The following is a 16,323-nucleotide window of genomic DNA, read 5'->3' on the forward strand; positions in this document are numbered from 1 at the left end:
GCATGTCCCACTCCTCTTCTTCCCGTACCATCGGTCTGGCCGCCCTGATCATGGGCGGCAGTGTGCTGCTCTCCCGGTTCATGGGTCTGGCCCGGGACAAGGCCATCTCCTACGTCCACGGCGCCACCCTGGATACGGACATCTATTTCACCGCCTTCGTCATCCCGGATTTCCTGAACTATCTGCTGGCCGGAGGGTATTTTTCCATCACCCTCATCCCCCTGCTGGCGGAAAAATTCGGCGCCGGGACCCCGCAAGGCGAAACGGACGGCTGGCAATTCTTTTCCACGGTCTTCACCTGGCTCACTGCCTCGGCGGCGCTGCTGACCGCTGCGGCCATGTGCTTCGCCCCGCAACTGGCCCACTGGGCTGCCCCGGGTTTTGACGCCACGGCCCAGGCCCGGCTGGCGATCTTCCTGCGTATCATCCTGCCAGCCCAGGTGTTTTTCATGGCCGGCAGCTGTGCCACGGGCATCCTGTACCTGCGCAAGCATTTCTACGCCCCGGCGCTTTCCCCACTCATCTACAACGGCTGCATCATCCTCTTTGGCCTGCTTGCGCCGCGTGTGGGCATGCAGGGGATGGAAGGTTTTTGCTGGGGGGTGCTGGCCGGATCCTTTCTGGGCAACTTCCTGTTGCCCATGCTGGCCGCGGCGCGCACCGCCAGTGCCGGGGGCGGACGAGGGCTGCGGCTTTCCCCGCGCTGGCGGCATCCGGATCTGGGGCGGTTCCTGCTTCTGGCCCTGCCCTTGATGCTGGGACAATCCGTGGTGGTGCTGGACGAGCAGCTGGTGCGCATCTTTGGCAGTCTGGCCCAGGAAGGAGCCGTCAGCTGGCTGACCTATGCGCGGCGGATCATGCTTGTGCCCGTGGGCGTGGTGGCCCAGGCAGCCGGGGTGGCCAGCTACCCGTTCCTGGCTTCGCTGGCGGCCAAGGGGGATGCGGAAGGCTTCACCCAGACGCTGAACACGGCCCTGCGCACCACCGTGGCCGTGCTCGTGCCGCTTTCCATCTGGATGATCGTGGTCGCCGGGCCGACCATCACCCTCATCTTCGAACAAGGCCGGTTCGATGCCGCGGACGCTGCCGCCACAACCCTGTGCCTGCAGGTGCTGCTGGCCGGGGTCTTCTGCTGGGGGATTCAGCAACTGGTGGGCCGGGCCTGCTATGCCATGCAGGATACAATGAGCCCGGCGATTCTCGGCAGCTTGGCCACGGTCGCGGCCGTGCCGGCCTACTGGCTCTTGGGCGGACGCTTTGGCGCCACGGGACTGGCGGCGGCCAGCGCCGGCTCCGTAGCCCTGTACACCCTGCTGCTGGCCCTGTGGTGGCGCAGACGGCGTGGCGGAGCGGCCTTTGCCGGGCTGGGGGACAGCTTCCGCGGGGCGCTGGGGCTATCGCTGCTGGCAGCCTTGCCGGCGGTCGTACCGGTCTGGATTGCGTCACAGCTGCAGGCGGCATCCGCCCCCTTGCAGGCCTTTGTGGCCCTGTGCTGCTCCGGAGGGCTCTTTTTCGCCGCGTACCTGATTGCCGGCGCGCGGCTCCAGCCAGACACCGCCGCACCCATGCTGGCGCTGCTGGGCAAGGTCCGCAACAAACTGCCCGGCGGGCGACGGCCTCCTTCTTGAGAAGAAAAAGCAAAACGGGATGGACACGCCTGCGTATTGCATGTATCGTCCGGTATCTCTCAGTTTTTCCTGCCGATGCTCTTGCATTCGAAATAAGGAGGATACCGCATGAGACTGCCGAAAAAACTGGTTTGCATCCTGTCGGCGATGGCGTTTGTCGTCTGCGCCGGCCTGGGCGCGGCCATGGCGGCGCAGGAAAAGGCCTGCGACATGCCCGTGATCACAGGTGAACACTGGTCCAACGCCACGGCGCAGGAGAAGGTTGCCTTCCTTGCCGGCATGGCCACCATCATTGAGCTTGAACAGGAAGTGCAGGGCGAAACGCCTGACACCTGCAAAACCCTGATCCAGTCCTGGGTCAAGGGCATTGGCGATGTCCGCATTGCGGAAATGCGCAACAAGCTGGACCAGTGGTTCGAGAAACATCCGGACAAGAAGTCCGAACCCGTGGTCAAGGTGTTGTGGGATCTCTACGTATCTCCGAAACTCAGCGCCAAGTGAGGGCACCATGATGAAACAACTCATCCTCCCCTTGGCCATGGCCGGGTTGCTGTTGCTGGGCGCAGCCTGCACGAACATGACGCCCACCCAGCAGGGCGCGCTTTCCGGCGGCGTGGTTGGCGCGGGGCTGGGCGCGGGCATTACGGCCATTTCCGGCGGCAACGCCGGCGTGGGCGCGGCCCTGGGCGGCGCGCTGGGTGTGGTCGGCGGCGCGCTCTATGGCAACCAGCAGGAACAGCAGCAGAAAAAGAAATAGCCGGGCCGGCCACGCCCGCAAGGGGAATCGACGCACAAGACGCGTCGATTCCCTTTTTTTATGGTCGATGCGTAGCCCGCTCCGGCCTCAGCGCAGGGCGGCAGCCAGCAGGGCCTGGGTGTACGGATGCCGGGGATTGCTGAAGAGCGATTCCCGATCCCCCTCCTCCACCACCACGCCGTGGCGCAGCACGAGGATGCGGTGGCACAGGGCCCGGACGATTTTCAGATCGTGGCTGATGCAGCAATAGGCCAGACCGTAGCGGGTTTGCAGGTCGCGCAGGAGTTCCACCACCTGGGCTTGCACGGAACGATCCAGGGAGGAGGTCGGCTCGTCCAGGACCACCAGCTTCGGCCGCAGCACCAGGGCCCTCGCGATGGCAATGCGCTGGCGCTGGCCGCCGGAAAACTCGTGCGGGTAGCGATGCCGGATGCCCGGGTCCAGCCCCACGGCGCCCAGGGCCTCGGCCACGCGGGTCTCACGCTCGGCCTTGGCCGTCACCCGCTGGACCACCAGGCCTTCCTCCACAATCTGCTGGATGGTCATGCGGGGTGAGAGGCTGCCAAAAGGATCCTGAAAGACGATCTGCATGGAGCGCCGCAGCCCGCGCATGGCTGCGGCATCGCGGGTTTGCAGGTGGCGCAGATCCTGCCCGGCAAAGGCGATGCCCCCTTCGCTGCGCTCCAGAAGCAGCGCGGCCAGGCCAAAGGTGGTCTTGCCCGAGCCGGACTCGCCCACAATGCCCAGGCTCTCACCCTCCCGAATGCGCACACTCACGCCATCCACGGCTTTCACATGCCCCACGGTGCGGCGGAACAGCCCGCGTTTGATGGGGAACCAGACCCGCAGATCCTGCGTTTCCAGCAGGGTTTCCGCCTCGGGCCGCACGGGCACGGGCTCGCCGGCCGGCTCCGCGGCCAGGAGCATTCTGGTGTACGGATGTTGCGGACTGGCGAAGAGCCCGGCAGTGGATTGCACTTCCTTGAGCTCGCCCAGGTGCATCACCGCCGTGCGATGGGCCACGCTGCGGACCACCCCCAGATCATGGGTGATGAGCAGCACGGCCATGCCCAGGCGACGCTGCAGGTCGGCAATCAGCTCCAGAATCTGGGCCTGAATGGTCACGTCCAGCGCGGTGGTGGGCTCGTCGGCGATGAGCAGCCTGGGCTCGCCGGCCAGGGCCATGGCAATCATCACCCGCTGTCGCTGACCACCGGAAAGCTGGTGCGGGTACGCCTTCAGCCGTGTCTGCGGCTGGTCGATGCCCACCAGCTCCAGCAGCTCCAATGTCCGACGCCGGGCCGCGGCGTTGGTCAGGCCCTTGTGCAGGGCCAGCACCTCACCAATCTGCCGCTCCACGGTGTGCAGCGGATTGAGGGCGGTCATGGGCTCCTGGAAGATCACCCCGGCCGTGCCGCCGCGCAGCTGGCGGAGGGTCCGCGGCGAGGCCGTAAGCACGTCTTTTCCGTCCAGCAGGATCCGTCCGGCGGGATAGACCGTTTCCCGCGGGGGCAGCAGTTTGAGGATGGAAAGGGCCGTGACACTCTTGCCCGAGCCGGATTCGCCCACCAGGGCCAGGGTCTCCCCGGCGTCCACATGGAGGGAAACGCCCCGGACCGCCTCGTTTTCCGAGTCTCCGGAGAGAAACCTGACCCGCAGGTCCTGGATTTCCAGCAGATGTCCGGCCATCAGTGCTGCCGCCTGGGGTCAAAGGCGTCGCGGGCGGCCTCGCCCATGAACACCAGCAGCGCCAGGGCCCCGCCGAGCACGAAGAAGCCGGCCAGGCCGATCCATGGCGCATTGGGATTGTTCTTGCCCTGGGCCAGCAGCTCCCCCAGGGAGGGCGAGCCCGGCGGCAGGCCGAAGCCGAGAAAATCCAGTGAGGTCAAGGTGGTGATTCCTCCCACCAGGATGAAAGGCAAATAGGTGATGGTGGAAACCATGGCGTTGGGCAGGATGTGAATGCGCATGATGGCCGCGTCCGTCCGCCCCAGGGCCTTGGCCGCGCGGACATATTCCAGATTCCGGCCGCGCAGGAACTCCGCCCGCACCAGATCCACCAGGCTCATCCAGCTGAAGAGCAGCATGATCCCCAGGAGCCACCAGAAATTGGGCGAGACCACGTTGGCCAGGATGATCAGCAGGAACAACACCGGCAGCCCGGACCAGATTTCCAGGAAGCGTTGGAAGGCCAGATCCAGCAGGCCGCCGTAATAGCCCTGCACCGCCCCGGCCACCACGCCGATGACAGACGAAACCACCGTCAGCGTCAGCCCGAAAAGTACAGAAATCCTGAATCCATAGATGCAACGGGCCAGGATGTCGCGGCCATGGTCATCGGTGCCCAGGAGATTCTCCCGGCTCGGCGGCGTGGGCGGTGGCGTGGGGAGCCTGGTGTTCAGCGTATCAAAGCGATACCGGACCGGAGGCCAGAGCATCCAGCCCTTCTCCTCAATCATTGCCTGGACTTCAGGGTCCGTATACACCGCCGTGGTGGGGAAAAAGCCGCCAAACTCGGTTTCCGGGTAATCCACAAAGACCGGCCAGTAGGCCTTGTCCTCAAACCAGACAAAGATGGGCCGGTCATTGGCCAGAAACTCCGCGCCCAGGCTGAGCACGAACAGCCCCACGAACAACCACAGGGACACCCAGCCCCGCCGGTTGGCCCGAAACGCTGCCCAGCGCCGCCGGGCCAGTGGTGAGAGACGAAGAAATCGGAATTTCATGCGGTCGCCTTGTTCGGAGAAGAGGAATCGCGGGGAACCCTCCCCAAAGACTTTTACAAGTATTTAAGGAAACTAATCGACTTCATCCTTGGCGGACCTTTGCCGTTTGTCAGCCATCGCTCCCTGGTGCAGTGCATGCTCCTGCCCGCCCCGCGCATGGTGGCCCTACCCCCGGCCCTCGAAATCGATGCGCGGGTCCACGAGGGTGTAGGTCAGGTCGGTCAGCAGTTTGGTCAGCATGCCCAGCAGGGTAAAGATGTACAGGGTGCCGAAGATGACCGGGTAGTCCCGCTGGAGCAGGGCCTCGTAGCCCATCAGCCCCAGGCCGTTGAGGGAGAAGATGACCTCGATGAGCAGGGAGCCGGTGAAGAACATGCCGATAAAGGCCGCGGGAAAGCCGGCCACGACGATGAGCATGGCGTTGCGGAAGACGTGCCCGTACAGCACGCGACGCTCGGTCAGCCCCTTGGCCCGGGCGGTGACCACGTACTGCTTGTTGATTTCTTCCAGAAAGGAATTCTTGGTCAGCAGTGTCAGGGCGGCAAAGCTGCCGATGACCAGACTGGAGACAGGCAGGACGAGATGCCAGAAATAGTCAAGAATCCTGCCGCCCAGAGAAAGTTCGTCAAAGTTGGGCGAGGTCAGCCCGCGCAAGGGGAACCACTTGAAATAGCTGCCCCCGGCAAAAAGGACCACCAGCAGGATGGCAAACAGAAAGGCCGGAATGGCATTGCCCAGAATAACGGCGGCGCTGGTCCAGATGTCGAACCGGCTGCCATGGCGCACGGCCTTGGCCACGCCCAGGGGGATGGAGACCAGATACATGATCAGCGTGGCCCACAGGCCCAGGGAGATGGAAACGGGCATTTTCTCCAGGATCAGATCCACCACGCTGCGGTCGCGAAAAAAGCTGCGGCCAAGGTCGAAGCGCAAAAAATCCCCCAGGAGCTTGAGATAACGCTCGTGCAAGGGTTTGTCGAAGCCGTAGAGCTTTTCGATCTCCCTGATGACGGCCGGATCAAGTCCCTGGGCGCCACGGTATTTGACGTCGCCCCCGCTTGCAAGGGCCGAGGCGCTGCGCTTGCCCTGCAGCTCCCCGCCTTGCTGGCCGGCCACGCGCTCCATGGCCATGGAGCCCGCACCGCGCATGGTGGCGATGAACTGTTCCACAGGCCCGCCGGGCGCCACCTGGATGATGAAAAAGTTCAGGGTGACGATGCCGAAGAGCGTGGGCACGATGAGCAGGAGCCGTCGCAGAATGTACGCCAGCATACCGCGCCTGCCCTAGAAGCCTTTGTTGGCCAGATCCGGCCGGACCTTGAGGATGGCGGCGCGCCTGGCCTGATCCACCCACCAGTTCATCTGTCCCACGGCATAGGTCGGCTGCACGGCGGGCTGGGCCAGCTTGTCCCAGTAGGCCACGCGCCAGAGATCCGAGTGCCAGCAGGGGATCACATAGTGCCCCCAGAGCAGCACGCGGTCCAGGGCGTGGCAGGCCGTGAGGAGGGCCTTGCGGTCCTTGGCGGAAATCACGGCGTCCACCAGTGCGTCCACAGCCGGATCCTTGATGCCCATGAGGTTCATGGAGTCCTGCATGTCCGCGGACTGGGAATGAAAATAGTAGCGTTGCTCGTTGCCCGGCGAGTCGGACTGGGCCATGGGTACGGCGGTCATATCAAAGTCAAAGCTGCGCAGCCGGTTCAGCCACTGGGTGGTATCCACCATGCGCATGGTCAGTTTGACGCCGATGCGCTCCAGGTTCTGGGCAAAGGGCAGCACCACCCGTTCCAGGGCCGGGTCGCGCTCCAGGTATTCGAAAGCCAGGGCCTGGCCGTCCTTTTTGAGCACGCCGCCTTCGAGCTTCCAGCCGGCGGCCTGGAGCATGTCCAGGGCTTTTTTGAGATTGCCGCGCAGGGAGTTGGGTGCCGCGGTGCTGGGGGGCTGATAGGTCGTGGTGAAGACCTGCTCGGGAATCTTGCCGCGCCAGGGTTCCAGCAGAGCCAGCTCCTCCGGCGTGGGCAACCCGGAGGAGGCCAGCTCGCCCCCGGAAAAATAGCTGGCGCTGCGCACATACTGGCCGTGGAAAAGGTTCTCGTTGGACCATTCAAAATCAAAGGCATAGGCCAGGGCCTGCCGCACCCGGGGATCCTGAAAGACCGTACGGCGGGTGTTGTAGACAAACCCCTGCAGGCCGTAGGTGGTATGGTCCGGAATTTCCTTTTTGACGATCAGCTTCTGCTCAAAGGCCGGCCCGGTGTAGCTGGTGGCCCACTGGCGGGCGACGTTCTCCTCGCGGTAATCATACTCGCCGGCCTTGAAGGCCTCCATGGCCACCAGGGAATCGCGATAGTATTCATAGGCAATGCGGGCATAGGTCAGGCCGCCACGATGCACGGGAAGGTTCTTGCCCCAGTAATTGGGGTCCAGCACATACGAGACGCTGCGACCGGCGTCAAATTTCTCCACCTTGTACGGACCGCTCCCCAGAGGCACTTCCAGGTCGGCCTTGGAAAAATCCCGCGTGGCCCAGTAATGGCTGGGCAAAACGGGCAACTGCCCCAGAATCAACGGCAGTTCGCGGTTCTCCCCGGTTTTGAAGGAGAACCTGACCGTGTGCTCATCCAGGACCTCGCAGGCTTCCACATCGCTGTAATACTGCTTGTACACCGGCGAGCCCTTGGCCAGGAGGGTTTCGTAGGTGAACTGCACATCCTTGGCGGTGAGGGGCGTGCCGTCGTGAAAACGGGCTTCCGGGCGCAGATAAAAGATGATCCAGGTATTGTCTGCAGCCAGTTCCATGGATTCGGCCACCACACCGTATTCGGTGAACGGCTCATCCAGTGATTTTGCAGTCAGGGAATCATACAGCAGACCCGAACCGGCGGCGGAAACCCCCTTGGGCACAAAGGCATTGAAGGTGTCGAAGGTGCCGATGGCCGAAAGCCGCAGGGACCCCCCGGAGGGCGCGTCGGGGTTGACATAATCAAAATGTGTGAAGTCCTTCGGATACTTGGGCGTATCTCCCAGGGCAATGGCATGCACGCGGGGTTCGGCATGCGCGGTGCCGGGCGGTGGCAATACAGTCAGGGAGCTCAGGATCAGGACACTCAGGAGAAAAAGAAGTCGCTTCATGATCTGCCTTGGGATGAAGGACAATACGGCCGATGGATTCGGGGCGCTCGCAACAAAAACCCTCTCGGAAACACCTCAGGGGGTGATGGTAGCCGAAGGGGCGGCATCTGTGCAAGCCAGTGGCGCAGGCGCATGCCCCCCTTCCGATGTTCCGGGAGAGGCGGCTCGAAAACGGCTGCCGGCGCGCAGCAGCGCCCGGCCAGTCCGGATGCCGGGCTGCTCAATCAGCATGTAGCTCACATAACACCCAGCAAACAAGGCGAACAGCACCTGCAGCGTTGGCGCTATGCCCGGCCAGGAGTATCCGAGCGTGGACAGGCGCAGCACGGAATAGAGCAGGTAGTCCCAGCTCCAGTTGTGAAACAGGTAGACCGAATAGGTGAGATTTGAAAGCAGCTGCACCGCAACATTCCCGCCCAGCCGCCCCCGCAGCCCCCAGGCGCAGCCGAACAAGGCCATGGCATACATTCCATGATGCGAACCTGCCCAGCCCGGCTGCAGCTGGGGCAGCCGCAGCAGAAACTGTACGAACAGGAAGCCCATGGCGGCCAGGCAGGCCAGCCGGGACGCCAATCTGTGCTCCAGCAGATACACCAGCGCACCGATGAACAGGAACGGGGCATACAGGGTCAGGTACCCATACGTCCATTGGGCCACCTGGGGAAATGGCGGCAGCGCATGCAGGGCCAGCGCGCTGCCCACAAACACCACGGGGAGCAGCCCGGGGCGCTGCAACACGTGCACCGCTTTGAGCAGGGCCATGAACGCGTAAAACAGAATCTCCACCCGCAGGGTCCATTCCACCCCGGCCAGGGCATAGGGCGTGTCGAAAAAATCCCCGAGCAGCAGCAGCCTCGGCAGCATGGTCTGCCACGGTGGCAGTGGCGTTCCAAAGAATTCCCAGCTCGCCCAGGTCTCCAGCAACACCGCGCACACATACAGCGGGTAAATCCGGAAAATGCGCTTGATGGCGAAAGCCGGCACGGTTTCTTTCTGCAGCACCTGGGTAATGATGTACCCGGAGACGAGAAAGAAGACGATCACCCCGGTGGCGCCCCCCCGGCACAACGGCAGGAAAGCCTCAATCGCGCCGCGCACCACAACAGGCAGGCCGGTATCTGCGGCCAGGGCGTCCAACTGGGCGTAAAACTTGTGCCCGACCAGGACGCTTACAAAGGCAAAAATGCGGAGATAGTCCAGAAAAACAACACGCTGCACGACAGGTGACCGCTGTGGCAAGGCTGCCGGGGCAGCCTGGGCTGATGAAATCATGAGTTCCGCTGCAGGCCGCCACCACGGCGGCTCGGCAAAATGGTTTCGGAAAGAGACGGGACGCGCTCACGCGCCGGGCGTTGCGCCTGAAGCTGCATCTGGAGTTGCCCCTGCGCCGCGGGGCACCGAGTGCAGCGTGTGCCGCGTGGCGCCCAGTTGCTCCGCCAGCAACTGGCAGGCCTGCTCCGGCCTGCAGTGTGCGCCGCAGGTAAAGCAGTCCACCGCCGCGTAGCCCTGCTCCGGCCAGGTGTGGATGGACAGGTGCGACTCGGCCAAGAGCGCCAGGACTGTCACCCCGGTGGGGGAAAAGCTGTTGCGCACCACCTGCAGCACCGTGGCCCCGGCAGCGACGGCGGCATCCCGGGCCAGACACTCAAGCCGCGCCGCGTCGTTCAGCAACCCGCCAGGACATCCATAGCACTCCAACAAACAATGACACCCCATATTGCGCATGTTGTGCATGGCCGGTAGCAGACATCAAACCGCAGCGCATGTCAATCAATCGCGCGCCTGCCGTTTCGCGCAAGCGCCCGCTTGCCTTGCCAGCAGACCGGGGGAATGGTAGGCTTGCAAAGAATTGCCTTGTGTTCCCCATCCAGCCATGGCAGGGGGGTGCGGCATGCACATCGAAGTTGACCGTGACGGTACCGTCGAATCCCTGGAGAGCGCCCTGCGTGCAGCAATGGCTGCGCCCGGGGTGCGTTCACTGCTGGTATTGGCCTGCACCGCAAACCCCGCCCCTGCCCCGGCGCTGGATGCCCTCCTGCGCAGTATGACCATTCCCGTGTTTGGCGGCATGTTTCCTGCCGTGTTGCACGAGCAGGAGGTGCTGGACCGCGGCAATCTGGTCCTGGGACTCTCACACGATGCCATCCCTCACGTGATCCACGGGCTTTCTGATCCCACCGCAGATTTTCTGACCCGGCTGGAACGCTCCCTGGACACCTTCCCGACGGGAAACACCGTGCTGGTGCTGGTGGATGGTCTTTCCACCCGGCTGGCCTCCTTTATCGACGCCCTGTTCAGTCTCTATGGCCTGGAAGTAAACTACCTGGGCGGCGGAGCCGGGAGTCTGGACTTGCAACAGCAACCCTGCATCATCACCAACGCCGGACTGGTGGCGGACGCAGGGGTGATCGTCTCCCTGGACACGCCCAGCAGCGTGGCGGTGGGCCAGGGCTGGCAGCCCTTGCGCGACCCGGAACGCGCGTTTTGCACCCAAAAAGTCTGCCTTGGCCCGTGCTCCATGCCGTTCCGGGCCACAGAAGCCAGCCAGAACACCCTTATCAGCCTGGATTGGCGGCCCGCCCTGGAGGTGTATGCCAGCATTGTGCGCAGCCACTGCGGCCAGAATCCGTCACCCGATACCTTTCTTGATGTGGCCAGATCGTACCCCTTGGGCATTGCCAGGCTTGGCGGTGAATTTGTGGTCCGTGCGCCGACCATGATCGCCCAAGACACCCGGCTGGTATGTGTTGGCGAAATCCCCGAAGGCGCCTTTCTGGAAGTGCTGCACGGAGACGCAACCAGCCTCATTGCCGCTGCCGCGGAAGCCCAGGCGCAGGCCCTCCGCCAAAGAGAGGACGCCCCTCCCCCTGAGCTGTGCCTGGTGATGACCTGCGTCTCCCGGCGGCTGTACCTTGGGGACGGCTACTGGCAGGAGCTGGAGGTGTTGCAGTCGCCTGGAATCCCGTTGGTCGGCGCATGCACCATCGGCGAAATTGCCAACAGCGGCATGCGGCATCTGAACTTGCACAGCAACACCTGCGTATTGGGATATCTGGAGCAGCCATGAACCTGCGGGTGCTGGAGCAGACCATTCATGAAATCGCCATGGCCACAGGCAACAGTCTGGTCATGGAGACCATGTTGCAGGAGGCCCTTTCCACCTACCTCTCGCGTCTGGCCTGCATGGCGGCGGAGGTCTTTGCCGCCCGGCCGCGCGAAGGCGGCGCACAGTTCCGCAGCATTTTTCGTCTACCCCGGCGCCCCCTGCCCGGCGGTGTGGTGGAACAGGCTGCCTCCATGGTGCCGGCCAGCATCCATGCCGCCCAGGTGAACGGATTTCTCGGTGAGTTGCCCCACCAGTCCCAACATGGTGACGTCCATCATTATCTCTTTGAACTGCAGGGATTTGGCTTGTTGCTGGTATTGCGCAACGGCGAACCCCTCAGCCCGCCCCTCCTGGCCTCCCTGGAACCCCTGCATCGCAAACTCGCCCGGGCCTGCCTCTCCTGCATGCGCAGCGAGGAAGCCCGCCAGGCCAACTCCCGCTTGCGGCAGGAAATGCTCAACCGGGCTCAGACCGAAGCCAAGTATCGGAGTATCTTTGAAAATGCCGTGGAGGGCATCTTCCAGAGCACGCCTGAAGGGCGCCTGCTGGAGGTCAACCCGGCCATGGCCCGCATGCTGGGATATGGCTCCCCGGCCCAGATGCTGCGCGAAGTGATCCGCCTGGAAGAGGAACTTTACATCGACCCCCTGGATCGGCGCCGGCTGCTGGCCGCCTTCATGCGGCACGACCGGGTGACCTCCTTTGAGGTCCAGTTTCGCCGGCGCGATGGGAGCGGCGTCTGGATTGCCCTGTCCGGCCGCCTTATTCGCGACGAAACCGGCCGCCCCATGCGCCTGGAAGGCATCTGCGAGGATGCCACCCAGCGCATGGCCACCCTGCAGGCTCTGGAAGCCGCCAGGGACGAGGCCGAACGCCTGAGCCAGATGAAGTCGAACTTCCTGACCCTCGTTTCCCACGAGCTGCGCACGCCCATGACCTCCATCCTGGGCTTTTCCGCGCTCATCAAAAAGCGGATCGAGCAAAAAGTCCTCCCGGCACTGCCACAGCCTGGGAACACACCGGCCCAGCAGGCCCTGCATGACGTGCTGGGCAATCTGGACATTATTGCGTCGGAAAGCCGGCGGCTCTCCGAACTCATCAACAACACCCTGGACCTCGCCCGCCTGGAGTCCGGCCAATTCATCTGGGAAGTCTGCACCTTCGACATGCACCGCCTGCTGGATCAGGCCCGGCGTGGCACCACGGTGCTGTTTTTGGAAAAAGGGCTGCAGTTTGCCGCCGATGTTCCCGATGATCTTCCCCCCTGCACCGGGGACTACAACCGGCTGCTGCAGGTGCTCATCAATCTGTTTTCCAATGCCGTGAAGTTCACGGTTACAGGCACGGTTTCCTGTTCCATCCGCCAGGAGGGGGCCTCGCTATGCGTGGCCGTGGCCGACACGGGCATCGGCATCCCCGATGCGGACAAGGCCCTCATCTTCGACAAGTTCAAGCAACTCGGAGACACCCTGACCAACAAACCCCGCGGCAGCGGCCTGGGCCTGCCTATCTGCAAGGAAATCGTGGAATGGCACGGAGGCAGGTTGTGGGTGGAAGATGCGCCCGGCGGCGGCAGCATCTTCAGCTTCACGGTGCCGCTCTCCCCCCCGGAACACGTCCTGACCATGCTCCCCCGAGCCCCGGAGGCCTGCCGTGGCTGAGGTGCAGGGGAACGGCCCCGAACTGCACACCCCCCTGCTCCGCGCGCTGCTGGATGCCACCGTTGAGCCTGTGTGGATTCTCGGCCCCCAGGGTCAGGTTCTGGCAGCCAACGCTGCGGCCACAGACGGGGCTGGGCAGGCTGGACAGGCTCCGGCCCTGGCCTCGGGTTCGGCTCAGGCTGCGCTGGAGATGGCCCTGCGCACCGGCGAGCGCCAGGTCTTCGAAGATATCTCCGCCCACAGCGCCGTGGAATACACCGTCACGCGCATTCAGGACAGGCCCCAGCCGCTGGTGCTGGTGCGCGCCCGGGATCTCTCTGCCCTGCGCAGCGCCATGGAAGCAGTGCGCCAGGAGCGCCAGCGTTTCCAGTATCTGCTGGAATCACTGGACGGGCCGGTGATCGTGGTGGGGCAGGATCTGCTGGTGCGGTATTGCAACCGCGCCTGCCGCAAGCTCCTGGGCAACATCGTGGGGACTTACTGCGCCGGGCTGGACTGTTTGCAACCAGCCGAGGAACTGCTGCCCTTGCGCCTGAACATCACGCGCCCGGCTTCCTGGGAATGGCGGCATCAGGACCGGTATTTCCTCATGTCCAGCGCCCCCATGACCGATGCGGATGGCGACACCGTGAGCATCATTCACGGGGTGGACATCACCCGCCGCACCCAGGCGGAACTGAATCTGGCCCGCAACCAGCGGCAGATGCTCGCCATCGTCACGTACGCCCAGGAAGGGATTGTGGTGCTGTGCGAAGGCAAAGTCGTCTTTGCCAACCCTTTCATGGTGTCCTTGCTGGGCCAGCCCCCGGAAATGCTCATCGGTCAGCCCTTCCGCCCCCTCATCCATCCGGACGACCGCGCCCGTGTGCTGGAAATCCATGCGCATCGTCTGGCGGGCCGGGAAGTGCCTTTCAGTTACGACTGCCGCCTGCTGCATGCCGCCAGTGGCGTCCGATGGGTCCAGGTGGCTGCCGCCTTGCTGGAATGGGAGGGCCGGCAGGCCGTCCTGGCCATGCTCACGGACATCACGGAACGCAAAAGCATGGAGCAGATGCTTCATGATCTGCTCCAGGAACAGGACCGCATCATCTTTGAGAAAACAGCCAGTCTGGTGCAGGCCAACAAGTCCCTGCGCCAGAGCATGGAGGAACAGCGCCGCATCTCCCGCCGCCTGGAGGTGGCCAACCGCAAGGCCGTGGACGCCGCCCGGGCCAAATCCCTGTTTCTGGCCAACATGGGGCATGAGATCCGCACGCCCCTGAACGTCATCCTGGGCATGACCCAGGTGGCCCTGCGCGACAATCCGGCGGATTCCTCGCGCCGCCCCCTGGAGATGATCCGCGAATCCGGCTCGCAGCTGCTGGCGGTCATCAACGACCTCCTGGATTTCTCCAAGATCGAGGCGCACCGGCTTTCCCTGGAAACAATTCCCTTCTCCCTTTCCGCCCTGCTGCGCGGCATTGTGGAGAGTTTTGCCCCCACGGCGGCAGAGCGCGGACTGGACCTCCGTTTGGATATCCAGCCTGATGTGCCGGACACCGTGGCCGGGGATCCGGCCCGCATTGCCCAGGTGCTGAACAACCTGCTCTCCAATGCCCTCAAGTTCACCACCGCGGGCTTTGTGCGCCTTGCCGTGCGTCGTTCCCGAAAGCCCCGCCCCGACACCAAAGGCAATGCCCCCCTCCCCTCCGGGCGCAACCCCCTCCACCTGCTCTGCTGCGTGCAGGATACCGGTCCCGGCATCCCGGCAGATAAGATCCAACATATTTTCAAACGATTTCAGCAAGTGGACGATTCCATTTCCAGACGATACGGCGGCACGGGCCTGGGGCTGACCATCTCCCGCCGCCTGGCCCGGCTCATGTGGGGCGATGTCTGGGTGCGCAGTGTGGAAGGCCAGGGCAGCCGGTTCTATTTTTCCGCCCGACTGGAGGCGCTGGATGCCTGCATCCTGAGCGAGGAGCAGTTGCTGCGCCAGCATGGTCAGCCCGCCGTGGTGCCGCTGACCATACTGCTGGCCGAAGACTCCCCGCAGAACGCCGAAATGTTGCAGGCTCTGCTCGCACCATACGGGCACCATCTTGTGCACGTGGCCAATGGGCAGCTGGCGCTGGACGCCCTGCGCAACCCGGCAGCCCACGGCGTGCCGGCATTCGATCTGGTGCTCATGGATGTGCAGATGCCTGTGCTGGACGGCATGAGCGCCACCCGGCAGCTCCGCAGCGGCCTGGACCCTGCCTTGCCGCGGGAGATCCCCGTCATCGCCCTGACGGCGCATTCCATGGAGCAGGAGGTCCGGGCCATCATGCAGGCCGGAGCCACCCGGCACGTGGCCAAACCTGTGGATGTGCGCGTGCTGTTGCGGACCATCGCCGAGGTGCAGCAAGGCGCCGTCGCAGCACCGCGCCCCGCCCTGCCCGCTGTGGCCGAGGGGGCGGCCTCGCAGGCAGGCATCACTCCATGGCAGCCGGAACGCGAGGCGGCACTGGCCCGGCTGGGGGGCAGCGAACCCCTGCTGCAACGCCTGACCGATGTGTTCCTGCAGCAAAGCCCGGCCACCGCCCAGATGGCCCGGCAAGCCTGGGAAGCCGGCGACCTGGCCACCCTGGCCGAACACGCCCACGCCCTCAAGGGCAATGCCTCGGCCATTGGCGCCCAACCTATGGCCCACGCTGCCGCGGCGCTGGAGGCTGCGGCAAGGCAGGCTGCTTCCGGCCAGGAAGACCGCCAGCCACTCCTCCCACTGCTCGAACAACTGGAAGCGGCCCTGGCTGCCTGTGCTGCCGGGAACGCCACATCATAAAAAAGGCCGCCGGCATGATGCCCGCGGCCTCTTCATCGCCTGTAGTTGATGTAGTTGATCTGGCGGCTGCGCCCTTTTGCGCCAATTCGGCTGGGCTAGCGGCGCCCGCCCAGCAGTTCCCGCACCGTGGCCAGGACAGCCTCCTTGTCCAAGGGCTTGATCATGGTCTTTTGCGCGCCATAGTCGCGGGCCCAGTCCAGGGTTTCCGTATCCGTAAAGGTACTGCCGGCGCTGATGGCCACCACGGCCAGATTCGGCTGCAGGGACTTGAGTTCCTTGATGGTGGAGAGCCCTTCCTTGCCTGGCATGAAGATGTCCACAATAGCCAGATCAACGTGCTGCGCCTTGGCCTGCTCCAGGCCCTGAACGCCGTCGGCGGCCTCCAGAACCTGGTGCCCCTCGCCGGACAGAAAGTCCTTGAGCATGATGCGGATGATATCCGAATCGTCAATCACCAATATGGTCGCCATGAGAGTTCCTTGGATGCTGTTTCAGGGGTGGAGGCTGCGT

General features: G+C 64.0%; 13 protein-coding genes. 6 read left to right on the forward strand and 7 right to left on the reverse strand.

The window, feature by feature from the left end:
* Positions 1–2: 2 nt before the first annotated feature.
* From murJ to ACYQ00_RS01795, 3 genes are all read left to right on the forward strand, one after another.
* Positions 3–1,628 carry a murein biosynthesis integral membrane protein MurJ gene (gene murJ / locus ACYQ00_RS01785; protein ID WP_460030517.1) on the forward strand — a complete coding sequence of 542 codons (1,626 nt, stop codon included), beginning with the start codon at positions 3–5 and terminating at the stop codon, positions 1,626–1,628.
* Between the two features lie 108 nt (positions 1,629–1,736).
* Positions 1,737–2,129, forward strand: a complete 393-nt coding sequence (locus ACYQ00_RS01790) for a hypothetical protein (RefSeq protein WP_460030518.1) — start codon at positions 1,737–1,739, stop codon at positions 2,127–2,129.
* 7 nt (positions 2,130–2,136) lie between these two features.
* Positions 2,137–2,385 carry a YMGG-like glycine zipper-containing protein gene (locus ACYQ00_RS01795; RefSeq protein ID WP_460030519.1) on the forward strand — a complete coding sequence of 83 codons (249 nt, stop codon included), beginning with the start codon at positions 2,137–2,139 and terminating at the stop codon, positions 2,383–2,385.
* 87 nt (positions 2,386–2,472) lie between these two features.
* Here the strand turns inward: ACYQ00_RS01795 and ACYQ00_RS01800 are convergent, their stop codons facing one another.
* The 6 genes from ACYQ00_RS01800 to speD form a co-directional block, all read right to left on the reverse strand.
* A complete protein-coding gene (locus ACYQ00_RS01800; RefSeq protein WP_460030520.1) occupies positions 2,473–4,074 on the reverse strand; it encodes an ABC transporter ATP-binding protein in 1,602 nt (533 codons plus the stop codon).
* On the reverse strand, positions 4,074–5,111 hold the full coding sequence (locus ACYQ00_RS01805; RefSeq protein ID WP_460030521.1) for an ABC transporter permease: 1,038 nt from the start codon (positions 5,109–5,111) through the stop codon (positions 4,074–4,076). Before ACYQ00_RS01805 ends, ACYQ00_RS01800 begins: the two co-directional genes overlap by 1 nt.
* A 165-nt stretch (positions 5,112–5,276) precedes the next feature.
* Positions 5,277–6,383 carry a microcin C ABC transporter permease YejB gene (locus ACYQ00_RS01810; RefSeq protein WP_460030522.1) on the reverse strand — a complete coding sequence of 369 codons (1,107 nt, stop codon included), beginning with the start codon at positions 6,381–6,383 and terminating at the stop codon, positions 5,277–5,279.
* 12 nt (positions 6,384–6,395) lie between these two features.
* Positions 6,396–8,243 carry an extracellular solute-binding protein gene (locus ACYQ00_RS01815; RefSeq protein ID WP_460030523.1) on the reverse strand — a complete coding sequence of 616 codons (1,848 nt, stop codon included), beginning with the start codon at positions 8,241–8,243 and terminating at the stop codon, positions 6,396–6,398.
* Between the two features lie 75 nt (positions 8,244–8,318).
* Positions 8,319–9,515 (reverse strand): acyltransferase family protein, encoded by a 1,197-nt coding sequence (locus ACYQ00_RS01820; protein ID WP_460030524.1) that lies wholly within the window; start codon positions 9,513–9,515, stop codon positions 8,319–8,321.
* Between the two features lie 66 nt (positions 9,516–9,581).
* Positions 9,582–9,977 (reverse strand): adenosylmethionine decarboxylase, encoded by a 396-nt coding sequence (gene speD / locus ACYQ00_RS01825; protein ID WP_460030525.1) that lies wholly within the window; start codon positions 9,975–9,977, stop codon positions 9,582–9,584.
* Between the two features lie 157 nt (positions 9,978–10,134).
* Between speD and ACYQ00_RS01830 the strand changes: the two genes are divergently transcribed.
* From ACYQ00_RS01830 to ACYQ00_RS01840, 3 genes are read left to right on the forward strand one after another with little or no spacing between them, the layout of a single operon-like run.
* Complete coding sequence (locus ACYQ00_RS01830; RefSeq protein WP_460030526.1) at positions 10,135–11,310, forward strand: FIST signal transduction protein; 1,176 nt, start codon at positions 10,135–10,137, stop codon at positions 11,308–11,310.
* Positions 11,307–13,010, forward strand: a complete 1,704-nt coding sequence (locus tag ACYQ00_RS01835; RefSeq protein WP_460030527.1) for a PAS domain-containing sensor histidine kinase — start codon at positions 11,307–11,309, stop codon at positions 13,008–13,010. Before ACYQ00_RS01830 ends, ACYQ00_RS01835 begins: the two co-directional genes overlap by 4 nt.
* A complete protein-coding gene (locus ACYQ00_RS01840; protein WP_460030528.1) occupies positions 13,003–15,813 on the forward strand; it encodes a PAS domain-containing hybrid sensor histidine kinase/response regulator in 2,811 nt (936 codons plus the stop codon). Before ACYQ00_RS01835 ends, ACYQ00_RS01840 begins: the two co-directional genes overlap by 8 nt.
* A 95-nt stretch (positions 15,814–15,908) precedes the next feature.
* Here ACYQ00_RS01840 and ACYQ00_RS01845 read toward each other — a convergent pair whose 3' ends face one another.
* A complete protein-coding gene (locus tag ACYQ00_RS01845) occupies positions 15,909–16,283 on the reverse strand; it encodes a response regulator (protein WP_460030529.1) in 375 nt (124 codons plus the stop codon).
* Positions 16,284–16,323: the final 40 nt, after the last annotated feature.

Source organism: Megalodesulfovibrio paquesii (genome assembly GCF_054653055.1).